The organism is uncultured Methanobrevibacter sp., assembly GCF_947166415.1.
Lineage (GTDB): Archaea > Methanobacteriota > Methanobacteria > Methanobacteriales > Methanobacteriaceae > Methanocatella.
Genome location: NZ_CAMVEE010000020.1, coordinates 1 through 13,357, shown reverse-complemented (window position 1 = coordinate 13,357; position 13,357 = coordinate 1). Strand labels below are relative to the sequence as shown.

Annotated in this window: 7 protein-coding genes; all 7 read right to left on the bottom strand. The window is 35.4% G+C overall.

Features of this window, described 5'->3' with window-relative positions; translation table 11 throughout:
- Positions 1-48 precede the first annotated feature (48 nt).
- Positions 49-2,199: a hypothetical protein gene (locus Q0W25_RS05680; RefSeq protein WP_298520001.1), complete on the bottom strand. Its 2,151-nt coding sequence runs from the start codon at positions 2,197-2,199 to the stop codon at positions 49-51.
- 99 nt (positions 2,200-2,298) lie between these two features.
- Complete coding sequence (locus tag Q0W25_RS05675) at positions 2,299-5,523, bottom strand: Ig-like domain-containing protein (RefSeq protein ID WP_298519998.1); 3,225 nt, start codon at positions 5,521-5,523, stop codon at positions 2,299-2,301.
- 48 nt (positions 5,524-5,571) lie between these two features.
- Positions 5,572-8,271 (bottom strand): Ig-like domain-containing protein, encoded by a 2,700-nt coding sequence (locus Q0W25_RS05670; protein ID WP_298519994.1) that lies wholly within the window; start codon positions 8,269-8,271, stop codon positions 5,572-5,574.
- 12 nt (positions 8,272-8,283) lie between these two features.
- Positions 8,284-10,698, bottom strand: coding sequence for an Ig-like domain-containing protein (locus Q0W25_RS05665; RefSeq protein WP_298519991.1), 2,415 nt, complete (start codon positions 10,696-10,698; stop codon positions 8,284-8,286).
- A gap of 365 nt (positions 10,699-11,063) precedes the next feature.
- The gene (locus Q0W25_RS05660; RefSeq protein WP_298519988.1) at positions 11,064-11,441 is read right to left on the bottom strand and encodes a hypothetical protein; all 378 of its coding nucleotides are present in this window, start codon (positions 11,439-11,441) and stop codon (positions 11,064-11,066) included.
- Positions 11,441-11,911, bottom strand: a complete 471-nt coding sequence (locus Q0W25_RS05655; protein WP_297827805.1) for a nucleoside deaminase — start codon at positions 11,909-11,911, stop codon at positions 11,441-11,443. The genes Q0W25_RS05660 and Q0W25_RS05655 overlap by 1 nt, the downstream gene beginning before the upstream one ends.
- Positions 11,912-11,943: 32 nt before the next feature.
- Entirely contained in the window at positions 11,944-13,101 is a 1,158-nt protein-coding gene (locus tag Q0W25_RS05650) for a hypothetical protein (RefSeq protein ID WP_298519984.1), read from the bottom strand.
- Positions 13,102-13,357: the final 256 nt, after the last annotated feature.

The following is a 13,357-nucleotide window of genomic DNA, read 5'->3' as shown; positions in this document are numbered from 1 at the left end:
AGATTAAAGAAAATTAGATGAGAATCTAATTAACTTTAAATCTGAGTTTTATTCAAAGTTTGAATCTCGACGTCTATAACCTACCAATAATAAGACCATTGTCAAAACAACAATCATTGTAGAAGGAATAAATTCCTCTTTGTTTTTCATCGCTTCAATTTCATATGCCCTTTTGCTAACACTTTGAGCAGTTGCCTGTGCTGATGAAGATACACCACCAATCGGTGAAGCATCTCCAATGATATCTGGAGTGGCAAATGCTTCAGTGTTGTTTGATGAGACATAAGAATTTGAATTGCTTTTTTCTAAAGTTGAATTTGAATCAATAGCTTCATTCGAATCAATATTTTCCATAACAACATAATCATTTGATTTGCTGTTTTTTGAACTATCAGATGTTCTAGCCCCATTGACATTGCTATGAGATTCTATTATATCCTTAATTCCAGTATTGTCATCGTCATTTGAATAATCGCTTATTCCATGAGTGTCGAAATATCCTGGAATCAATGGATTTGAATCATACTGATTAGATGCTTGAGGGTTCAGTCCGGTTCCACCAATATCAGTAGAAGATTCGCCGGATATCGGGGTTGCCTGACTTCCTCCGTCGATTCTATTCAATGTAGCCAGATAATCTTTAATGTTAATAACAGTGTTTCCCTCGGTGGTATCACCTATATGAGAGAAAGTCCTACCGGCACCGTAACTATTGGAACCGGTTTCTGCATTAGCATTGAAAGATATCAATGTATTATTTAATATAGTGGAATTATAAGAGCCCAATAGAAAAACAGCCATGTAACCGTCAGTGAATGCGGTGTTATTTTGAATATTGAATGTGTGGGACCCGTCAGTACCTTGACGATAGCTTATTGCAAAAAGGTTATCGTAGATGCCGACATCACCCACGCTGTGAACCTCAATTTGATTGTTAAGTATTTCAGCATTTGAATCCTGGGATTCGATACCTGACACCAGCGCCCACTCATCAGTTCCAGCAAGTCCTGTGACGTTTATCCTGTTGTTGGTTATTGAAATTGAAGTTTCGCCGAAGTAATTAACAGAGTAAATGCCTATATTTGGTCCGTTTGAGAATGAATACAAATCGTTGTTTGTGATATTCACACCCATGATTGGTCCATTTACCTGTATCGGATATGCGGTTCCCAAAGCCAATTTGCCGCCTGTTGTAATCATTGAGATTCTGTTTGAATCAATTGTCAAATTGGTCATTCTGTGAACGTTTATTCCGTAAAGGTAATTTTCAACTCCAGGATTTGTAACAAAATCAGTCACATAAATTGAATTGTTGTAAAAAAGACAATTGTTTGACCCACTTAGAACTACAGCATCTAATGTCGGATACTCAAGGGAAGGCCTCATGCTGACATCTGAAATAATCTCATTGGACTTGAAAACGAAATTGTCGCATCCCTCAATGCCCACATTATATATGTAATCTGAGTCCAGGTCCGCACCGTGGTAATTGAAGGATATTTCGTTTAGGGGAAATGAAGCTATAATTGTAGTGTTTTCCATCAAGCTATTGTGAAAATTGGTCAATTTGACAGCACAATTATACTTTTTAACTTCAACGTTTTGAGCTTCAAAGTAGAAAGTGGAATTTATAATTTTAAGATTATTATAAGGTGATTTAAATAATCCATATCCAAAAAGGACATACGCATCAACATTGTATGGCACTACATAATTGATGTTCAAATCAACTAGGGAAATGTTGTTTCCGTTCAGATAGACCGCCGCGCCCTCAATTTCCGGGAAGTTTCTGTTTAAATCTAATTTTATGTTATTTAGAGCAACATTATTTGCAGAAATATCGAACACGGTGTTTTTCATGGTTGATCCGTCACCTTTTATAGTAACATAGTCGGATTTTATGGCAAGCACCCCTACATCTTCAAAATCTCCCATGAATATCAGGGTCTTGTTTTCATATTTGCTATCCAAGGTACCCTCTGGGAAGTAGCTTTCAATGTTTTTTGAATTGACATAGAACGTGTCGTTACTTACCAAATCCGGAACGTCGGGGGCCAATGCAGATTCATCTATTGCCTGAAGGGTGTCTTCTACTCGTGTTTGATTATCTGTGCAGGTCACATTATCTCCTGCAAAAACACAGGACATGCCAAGCAGGCATGATATGAATACCAATGTAAATATTAATTTATAATCCACATTTTCACCTCCTTTGAAGTTTTTTCTAAAGTTAAACGCCTCAATTCAAATCGAGTAATTGAATAAACATGAAAATTTAAAAATAGGGAGTTATGATCCCTATTTTACAACTACGTTATTTTTTACTATGTTTGAAACATACTTTACGGTGAAAGCATATTTCTTGCCTTTTTTGAGCTTGTCTATAACATTCTTGTTAATTTTTACTGTGGCAATGCCCTGAGCATTGGTTTTTGCACTGTAGTTCTTTCCGAGGAACCTGAATGTTATGACTTTGTTTTTAATCGGCTTGTTTTTGCTTGTTTTCAAAGTAGCCTTCAGGTTGAAGTACTTTGCTGTCTTTTTGACACCAACAATACCTGTCCTTAAGGTCTGCTTTACGGTCACTGTGTTTTTGACAGTCTGGCCTTTGTAGGTGGCTGTCACAGTGTACTTTTTCGGAAGGTTCTTTATAATCAGGGATGCCCAGCCGTTCTTGTCTGTTTTGACCTTGGTTGTTACACCATTGATTTTAAAGGTCACCACCTGATTTGCGCCTACCGGCTTGCCGTTATCACCAATTACGCGAACCTTGTATTTGGATCCATCATAATAGTCCATCACCAGATTCTTGTTTGAAGTGAATCTTGAAAGGACCTTGACGGTACTTTGGGTTTGGTTTTCTGTGTAGTTCTCGTTTCCTGAGAATTTTGCGGTTAATTTATAAGAGCCTACCGCCAGATTATAATTGAATGATGCGACGCCGTTTTCATTTGTCTTGATTTTATAAGTTTTGGAATTCAATGTGAAAACGATTGTTTCGTTTGCTATCGGGTCGGAATTGTAATCTGTCAAAGTCGCCTTGATTGTACCAGTCAGGTAATAGCTGGAAATGTCTGAAACAGTCAATACCGCTTTAGGATTGTGAGCAACGCTGATGTGGACTGGAATAGATTTATCGGCATACCTTTCAGAACCGGTGTATGCGACTGTTAGATTGTATTCGCCTTCAGTCAAGTCCAAAGCTACGCTGCAACAGTTTCCATTGACTTCACTTTGATATATTCCGTTTACTGTAATGATTCCGTCAGCATCATCCGGCAATGTGATAGGTAAAATCACATTTCCTTCTATAAATTCTGTTTCAGTGATTTCGAATGTGTAGACGTCCATTTTCGGAACTGTAATTGTGGTTTCATTGTTTGCATAGATTGGACTTTTGTCATCCTGATATTTTACGGTTAAAGTGTAGTTTCCAGGATCAAGGCCGGAAATTCTCTGTGATGTAAATCCATTATCCAAAGTTAATGCGTATTTTTTGTCTGAAACCTGAATGGTTACGGTTCCTGTAGCGTTTGGAACTGTGACAGTTACAATGTTTTCGAAATTGTTTACAAGCTCTACACTGATAAATACGGTAGGGGCAATCGGATAATTGTCTCGGATAGTGTTTGGATTAGTGTATGACACTGCAGTGTTTCCAAACTCTTTAGAACTCATCAGATAATTGTTTGTTATGATGTTGCCTGTTGTTTTTCTCAAATCTATTGCATAATCCTTTGTGGAAGTGATGTTGTTTCCTGTGATTATGTTGTTGTTTGACAGGACAGTTACAAGACCGTTGATTGTGTTGTTTTCCACTTTGATGTTTGAAGAATCACTTCCTATAACCAATTCTGAAATATTACAGTTGATTACAGAAATATTATCTGAAATAAGAGACATCCTATTTATATTATTATTAATTAGCACTACATTATTTGAAGAGCAAACTATAGTATTAATAATGTTATCTTCAATATTTACCCAATCTCTTTCATATTCCATGGCTAAGTCGGAGATTGTATTATTATAAATATTTAGATATCCAATAGATTTCGAATCAACCTTAAACGCGCCTCCAAAATAATTATCGTATATTGTATTGTTTATATTAGCATTGAAATTTCCCAAAACCGTGTTATTATAAAATATTGCATTTTCTGAAATCCCTGCAGCCCCACTTACATAGTTATTGTATGCAATGGACCTTGCAGACACACTCATAGTGCCTCCACCATATAAATGATTATTAATATATCTATTTCCTTCAGGAACGGCATCTCCACCATACCATGATGTATCAACCCATTGATTAGCAATACCTCTGCCAGGAGAATTGATGGTGTTATTTTCAATAAGGTTATCAAAACCTGTAAGAACCAGCATCCAGGATATGTCTGCTCCACGACCGGTTAACCTGTTGTTTGTTAAATTGTTATGGCAGTTTGGAACGACATCGTTTGGAAAATCAACATTATATGTTGTCAGATACATTAGATTTCCGACATTTCCTTCGACCTCAACAGTGTTATTGTCGAAAGTGCAATAGTCCGCCCAAGCCATAACCAGTGAACTTGACCCTCCGTTGTTTCTTGTGTAGAAATAGCTGTTTTTGATGGTGCACCATGTTGAGTTTGCCCTAAGGGATGTTGCGCCAACGCCTGAACCGATTCTAGCATCCTCAACAATTACGCTGATGTTATCTACAGTGATATGATGAGTGTTGTAGAACCATACCTGAGTATTGTGTATGGTGAGACCGGTTACATTGGACCAGGATCCGCCATTGTCGATGGAAAACTTGGAACCCTGATATTCCCCTAAAAGGGAACCCGCTTTGCCATTGAAATCAATGAAAGCATCCTTTGTGGAGGAAATGACATTGATTGGCTTGTTAATGATTATGCTTAAAATATTAAAGTCAGTTGTTTTATTTAAGTTAATGTAGGTAATCTCACCCTGAAAATCCAAGGTTACTCCATTTGGAATATACTCCTGAAGTTTATATCCGTTGGTTTCATCAAAATAATCGTAAAATGTCTTGTAAGTTACAACACCGTCCAAAGCCTTGAAATAAGTGTTTTTTGTTAAATTGTTATAACTAACGCTTACATTGTTTAACCCTATTGCATATTCAGAAATTGTCTGTGTTGCAACGCCGTCAACAAATTCCGGCGAATAGGTTTTGTCCCCTACAACAATATTTACATTTCCAGTTGCATTAGGTACACTTACTTTAATGGTGTTCTCATATCCGTTAAACACATTAGTTACTTCAACATTGATATCTTCACTGGCATTATCCCACTCAGAAACGATCTCATTATCCGATGAGGCCAATACATCTGAAGATTCATAAATAGATTCAAGATTATCTGATTCCACTTCTTCAAGTATTGGAGATGAATCTTCAATAGCCAAATTTAAATTTTCACTAACCGTTGTATTCTCATCACTTGCACATACAGCAGTCAAAGACAGAAAGGTTAGTAAAATCAAACTGAATAATACATATTTATTCATTACACTACCTCCTAAAAAAAAATAAAAAAAGGAATTAATAAAAATTCCTTATTTTTTTATTGTTATTAGTTTTTTAACTGTGCATGCTCCGTATGATGATACGATGTAGTATTTTCCAACGGCTAAGTTTTTAAGTGCTACTGTTGCTACTCCTTTGCTGTTGGTTTTTACAGAGTATGTTTTTCCTTTGATTTTGAATTTTACTACTTTTCCTGCAATCGCTTTGCCTTTGCTGTTTTTGAGGGTAGCTGTGTATTTGATTGTTGTTGCTTTTTTCTTAGCTAAGTTGTTTGCTTTTAAGACGTTTTTGATTACTACTTTGGTTGATATTGTTTTTCCTTGGTATACGGCTTTTATTGTGTATGTTTTTGGAGCTGCGTTTAATGCTAGTGTTGCGTAACCGTTTTTATCGGTTTTTACGCTTGTGGTTTTGCCGTTGAATGTGATTTTTACGATTTCACCAGCTCCGACAGCCTTACCATCCTTGGTTACAAGAACCTTATACTTGGTTCCATCATAATAATCCATACTAATAGCCTTAGCAGACAACTTATACACAGGAACATGAACAAAGCTAATAGTTGCACTTGTTGAGTTTGTTACATATTTTACGCTTGAAAAGGTAGCAGACATTGTATAATTGCCTTCAAACAAACCAGGCAAGGTAATTATGTTGTTGGTGCCGTTAGCGTTTAGAGTGATATCAACAGTGTATATTCCATTTGTTATTTCAAATACGATAGTGCCGTTTGCATCGCTAGGCAATACCAAATTAACATTAGCAATCTTGCCCTCAGTCGCATTTTCATAAACTAGTTCAATAGGACAAACGCCTACCTTATTTACAGTAAATGCTGTGTGATTGATAGCCCAAATATCGTTTACATCATCTTCATAGATAACTTCAACATTGTTGGTGCCTAAATTATATTTGGTTATTACATATGATGCAATGCCGTTAACGAGCTCAACAACATGTTTTTCACCATTTACATCGATTGAAACATTGCCTTCATAACCTGGCATGTTCACAACAAGAGTTGTGTTCTCATCATAGGAAATGACGTCCATTGTCAAATTGACTGGAATATCGATTTGGGTTGCAGGAGTGTTATGCTCAACGGTATTAATATAATTTTCATTATATGAAACAGAATTGTCACCACAATAAAGCTTGGAATAAAGCCTGTTATTGGAAATTACATTGTTTATATAATTTTTATTACTGTTAATGGTAACAGCATAATTTGCATTTTGAGCATTGATGATGTTGTTTTGAATAACTGATGCTTTAGAAGAGATTGTTATTGCACCGTTTATTGTGTTGTCTTTAATTTCACAAGCACCCGGATTCTTTATGGCGATATTTCCAACAATTGTGTTATTTCGGACATATGTTTCTGTAGATGTGATGGAAACTGAACCAACAATATTATTATTTTCTACTGTAATATTTTTCATATTTTTACTAATAGTAACTGCAGAAACATTAGAATCTTTTAAAATGATATTATTCCCATCCAATGTTGTAGGACCGCTAACAGTATTATTGTAAAGAGTACTATCTGCTTTAACAGATAAAGCATTACCTATTGTATTATTATACATCAATATACCATTGTTAGAAGTTACTGTAAAAGCAACTATGTTATTGTACATAGTAGTAGGTCCATTTAAATCCATCCTCATAAGATTATTATTTCTCACAATAATCCTTTCGGATTGACCAGATTGGCCTAAAGCAAAATTCAACGCAACAGCATTGTATGCGTCTTGATGTGTTAGGGTATTATTCTCAAACAAAATATTTTTGGCTAAAATATTATTGGCAACCATATACTCTTTGACATCAATATTATTATTAGTGATATTTACAGATGTGTCAACGTAATTTGAGAACATAATCACGCCGTTAACTCTTTGTTCATTATTAGGCTCATCCGCATATCCATATATAGTATTATTATCTATCAAAACTTCTTTTGTATCAGTGAAATCAATAATCTTAGATCCAATATTGTGAAGATATAAGTAACTATTTTTCAATGTGAAACCATTAATATTAGAAAGTTTCATGAAAGGAGTTTTACGTATTTGTGCACTACTACCTTCTTCAACAATCCTGTAATTATCAGAAATCAAGCTGATATTGTCTAAAACAACACTGCTTGAGTCAAATATTAACATTTGAGTTCTGTTAAACACAATATCTTTGATTATAACTGCTGAAACGCTATCAATCATAAACCTACCAGCAATATTCTCTTTTCCCAATTCACCATTTACTGTGTTTAATGTAATTGTTGCATCCTTGGTTGATGAAATAATATTTACTGATTTATTGATGTAAATCGCTTTAATATTATCGGATGCTACAATGGAACCCTGGAAGTCCAATGTTGCCCCTTCAGGTACTGAATCCAATAATCTGCCTTCACTGTCAAAATAGTTATTGAAAGTTTCATTGGTTATGACAAATGACACAGGATCATTTAACACTTCTTCGTTTTCACCAGAAACTATTTCACCGCCTGAATCGGCAGTTTCAAGTACATTTTCTTCTTCAACATTATCTTCCAATGCCAAATTACTGTCTAATTCGCTATCTTGAATAGCCATATCGTCTGAAGTTGGTTGCACAGTTAATGTTGTTGCATCATCAGTTGCATTATCCGCTGCACTAACAGCTCCAAAACTGACAATGGCCAGTAATAATAAGCTAATTAATATAATTTTATTAAAGTTCATTATAAAATCCCCTTATTTGTTGATTGTTATTAGTTTTTTAACTGTGCATGTTCCGTATGAGGATATGATGTAGTATTTTCCGACGGCTAAGTTCTTGAGTGCTACTGTTGCTACTCCTTTGCTGTTGGTTTTTGCAGAGTATGTTTTTCCTTTGATTTTGAATTTTACTACTTTTCCTGCAATCGCTTTGCCTTTGCTGTTTTTGAGGGTAGCTGTGTATTTGATTGTTGTTGCTTTTTTCTTAGCTAAGTTGTTTGCTTTTAAGACGTTTTTGATTACTACTTTGGTTGATATTGTTTTTCCTTGGTATACGGCTTTTATTGTGTATGTTTTTGGAGCTGCGTTTAATGCTAGTGTTGCGTAACCGTTTTTATCGGTTTTTACGCTTGTGGTTTTGCCGTTGAATGTGATTTTTACGATTTCACCAGCTCCGACAGCCTTACCATCCTTGGTTACAAGAACCTTATACTTGGTTCCATCATAATAATCCATACTAATAGCCTTAGCAGACAACTTATACACAGGAACATGAACAAAACTGATAATTCCGCTAGAAGAATTGACCACATACTTAATGCTGTTGAAAACAGCAGAAATTGTGTAATTACCTTCAAACAATGCAGGAATCTTGATTATATTCTGACTGCCATTTGCAACCTGATTGATTGTAATGGTATAATCTCCATTAGTTATGGTGAAAATAATAGTACCATTTGCATCACTAGGTAAAACTACATCAACAGTGGTTGTTTTTCCTTCAGTTGCATTATCATAAACCAATCCAACAATACAATCGACTTTGTTTACAGTTAATGAAATGCGATTTATAGCGTAAAGATCATTTATTTTGTCTTCATATACTGCGGAAATATCATTGGAACCGACGTTATACATTCCATCAATAATTTGTGTTGCAATGCCGTTGCTTAATTCAACAACAGATATCGGTTGATTATTGAGATAGAATGTAACATTGCCTTCAACACCAGACATATTTACTGTAACTGTAGTGTTTTCATCGTAAAATATAGTGTCTACAGTCATATTGATTCCCAAATCAATCTGTGTAGGAGTATTGTTTTCAATTGTGTTTACAGCCCAATTATTCAATGAAACTGCGTTATTTCCACAATAATTTTTTGAATAAAGGACATTATCTACAATCACATTATCCTTATCACTTGTAGAAGCAATTGAAACGGCATAATTAGATGAGTATGCCCTAACAGTATTATTTTTAATATGAATATTTTTACCTTTAATTGTAATACTACCGAAAATAACATTTTTTTCAATTAAAGTATCTCCCACATTAGTTAATGTCAAATCACCATTGATAATACAATTTGATATTATAAAGTCAACATTAGGTATGGCGGCCTGATTAGCCCTTATTAGAATGCCCTGATTAAAAGTAGAATCAGTTACAGTGACATTATCAAATTTGTGAATCCCAGTTCCCCATTGGCTATTAATAGTACAATTTGAAATTACTGAATTAGATCCAAGGTCAAATGATGAATCAAATGTTGAGTTTGATACTTTGCAATAATCATTACCAGAAAAATAAGAAACAAATGAATTGCTTAAGGCAAAATTATAAGAAAAAACAGTTATACCACCTACTGACTCAATATTTGAGAAATTACAGCCATCAGCAGTGGCAAGAACCCACAAGTTTCCCATATAATCAATCACCCCATCCTTGGTGGATGAAATTATATTAATCGGCTTGTTAATATTAATCCTTAGAGCGTTGTCAAATGAATATTCAACATGAACAACACCCCTAAAGTCTAAAGTCGCACCTTCAGGAATAAAGCTCATTAATTCATAATACTTGCCAACAATTTCAAAGTAATCGGAAAAAGTCTCATTGGTCACAACACCGTCAAGCGCCTTAAAAACAGTTTCTTTAATGATATCATTATATTTGACTGTTACGGTGTTCAGTCCGTCATCGTATTGAGAAATAGTTTGTGTAGCCACACCATCAACAAAGCTTGGAGTGTATGTTATGTTACCCACGGTAATCTCTACAGTTCCTGTTGCTTCAGGTACAGTTACAGTGATTGTATTGTTCTCACCCTTGTATACGTTTGTCACATCGACAGTGATACTATCGGATTCGTTGCCGGAAGTTCCGTTGTCTGAAATCACATCAAGTGTTTCGACTGCAGAAACTTCTTTTTCTTCCGCAATTCCAACAGTATCCTCATCTGATGCAGTCAGTTTATCGTTATCGTTAATACTTGCTATTTGTGTATCTTCGATAGTTGTATCTTCACTAACTTCCGGAACAGGAATCAAATCATCCTGATTCTGCCCTACATCTGTTTGGGAAGTCACTTCCTGTGCACTGACGGCACCCAAACATAGGATTGCCAGTAAAAATAAACTAACTAAGATGAGTTTATTTAATTTCAAATTTAAGTCCCCATTTAATTTAATAATTAGTTTAAACTAAATTTATAAAATCAATGAAGCTTTCAAAAGTACGATCTCAATAACTATTAATAACTTAGTTTGAAGTGATTAATTAAACTAACTGTTATCAAATAATAAAGCAAATTTATTAAAATATACTTTATACATAATAACATTTGCTTTACAAGATTAGTTTATATGCGCACAATAATATAAACATTGCGAAATGTTTCCAGAAACGCAACAACTGCAGCGCAAAAAAAGTCAAAAAACATTCAATAAAAACCAATGAAATATTGCTTTAAAAGGATAATCATTTTAAAAGTATGAATCAGGGACATTAAAATAAGCATTTTAAAAATTAGTTAAATCAAACTTTTAAACTCTTTTTTCATCAGCAAATCATCTACAAAGCGATAATCCAATTTTTCAAATATCTCGATAAGGATATCTTCCCTGCTGTCGAAGCTGACGACGACGCTTTTGAATTCATAGTCAATAGCTATTTTCTCCAATTGCCTGATCAGTTTGTAGGCGATTCTCTCACGGTCATCGTATGAGTTCAAGAACAATGTTGTTATTTCGCAGGACTCTGAATCATACACCTTGAAGCTGGCGCAGCCTACGATCTTTTTGAAGCTGTTTAGAAGCAGCACTACCTGAGGTTCCTCCACCGAACAGCCGAATGAATCGCAAAACTCTATAAACCTTTCATCACGTTCGTCAGTTACAATAATCTCCATCATTTCACCTCGGTTGTGTTTCCCACTTTCGCAAGTTCGCCATCCCAAACTTCAGGATTTTCGCTTATGAAATCCAAAAACAGGTCCCTGCATTTGGCGTCATTCAGGACCACCACTTCAACATCATTGCATTCAAGCAGGCCTTCCGCACCCATCAGTGTTGTGTTTTCGCCTATCACGACTTTCGGTATGTTGTACAGTATCACCGCACCGGAACACATCGGACATGGGGACAGTGTGGTGTATAATGTGCACTTTACATAATCCTCATGATTCAGACGGCCTGCATTTTCGATAGCATCCATTTCCGCATGCAGAAGTACGGAGCCGTTTTGGATAAGCCTATTGTGTCCTCTGGAAATGATTTCATCATCCTTAACCAGCACTGCACCGATAGGTATGCCTCCTTCAGCCAGGGATTTTTCAGCTTCCGCAATGGCTTCATTCATAAAATAAGCATCAGTCTTCATAAAAAAAATAAGTTATAGATGAAATTAATCATCTATTTGAATCTTTTGAACAATCCTTTATTGGATTTTTCTTCCAATGCCTCTTCAAGTTTTGCGACTTGCTTTCTCAAATCGGAAATGGCCTTGTTTGATTCGTTGGATAGCTTGTCATAACTGCTTTCCTTAACTTTCAGTTGTGTCTTGAGTGAAGACACTTCCTCTTCGTATTTGGAAATGGTCTGATTGTTTTGCCTATCCACTTCATCCTTATAATCGCCTATTTCAATCAAGTCTTTTCTTAGCTCGTCGACTTCATCTTGAAGTTGGCTGTTTTTGTCCTTGGAACTGTCCAATTTGCCTTTAAGCTCACTGATTTTATTGTTTAATTTTTGATTTGCATCCTTTAAGGTATCGATTTCTGAAAGGTCGATTGACTCGATTTCCTTTTTCAAATCAGCGATTTTAGCTTCGTATTCATCTTTAATTGTTCCAAGTTCTTTTTCAAGTTTGTCGGCCCTTACCTTATTGACGGCCGCATCAGCACCAAGTTTTCCTATCTTGTCAGTCAAATCAGCATTGATATCCAACTGATCGAAGTATTTTCTGGTACTTTTTTCCAAAGCGTCTGTCAATTCCATCTTAAGGCTTTTCAGCTCGGAATTCTCTTTTTTGAGCTTTGGAATTATCTTATTGGTCAAATAGTTGAGTTCGCTTGATTGGTTGGATAGCTTTTCTGCCTTTTCGGCAATTTCCTTTTTCAAGCTATCTATGGATCTTTCATTGGACTCTGCTTTTGGAGCTTTTTCAACTACTTCCTCTTCAGGAGCTTCCTCAACAACCTCTTCTGCAGCAGGTTCTTCAACAGCTTCCTCTTCAACAGGTTCTTCAACAACCTCTTCTGCAGCAGGTTCTTCAACAGCTTCCTCTTCAACTACTTCTTCAACAACATCATCAGAAGCTTCTTCAACTACTTCCTCTTCAGGAACTTCATCAACAACCTCCTCAGAGGTTTCTTCTTCGGTTTCATCTTCTGCAGGAACTTCCTCAACATCTTCCTTGATGTCTTCTACGACTTTTTCTTCAACAGGTTCGACGTCAACCGGAACTTCCTCAACTTTTTCTTCATTTTTTTTACTGTCTTTCTTGAGTTTGTCAAGATTCAAACTCATTTTGCTACCATACATGGCATTTACTGGTTTCTTGTTTGACATTTTTATCACCAAAATAGCAATAATAAAATAAAGTTCGACTACCGATTACAATTTAAAGGTATCTTTTACAATATATTTAAATATTTTTCAACATGATTTTTCATGAAAAATTGCGGATTTTCACATCATCAAATACTATTAATATTATGAGAATCAATAGATTATTACTGAATTAATTTTTGTAATTTGTGGCGATAAAATGGATTATTTTGACAGATTAGAAGCTGAAACCCATCACCTATACGAAATAGCTAAT

What these genes read in the sequence shown, in the direction of transcription:
- Q0W25_RS05675 (WP_298519998.1), bottom strand. Translation starts at nt 5,523, where the DNA reads ATGAATAAATATGTATTATTCAGTTTGATTTTACTAACCTTTCTGTCT.
- Q0W25_RS05670 (WP_298519994.1), bottom strand. Translation starts at nt 8,271, where the DNA reads ATGAACTTTAATAAAATTATATTAATTAGCTTATTATTACTGGCCATT.
- Q0W25_RS05660 (WP_298519988.1), bottom strand. Translation starts at nt 11,441, where the DNA reads ATGGAGATTATTGTAACTGACGAACGTGATGAAAGGTTTATAGAGTTT.
- Q0W25_RS05655 (WP_297827805.1), bottom strand. Translation starts at nt 11,911, where the DNA reads ATGAAGACTGATGCTTATTTTATGAATGAAGCCATTGCGGAAGCTGAA.
- Q0W25_RS05650 (WP_298519984.1), bottom strand. Translation starts at nt 13,101, where the DNA reads ATGTCAAACAAGAAACCAGTAAATGCCATGTATGGTAGCAAAATGAGT.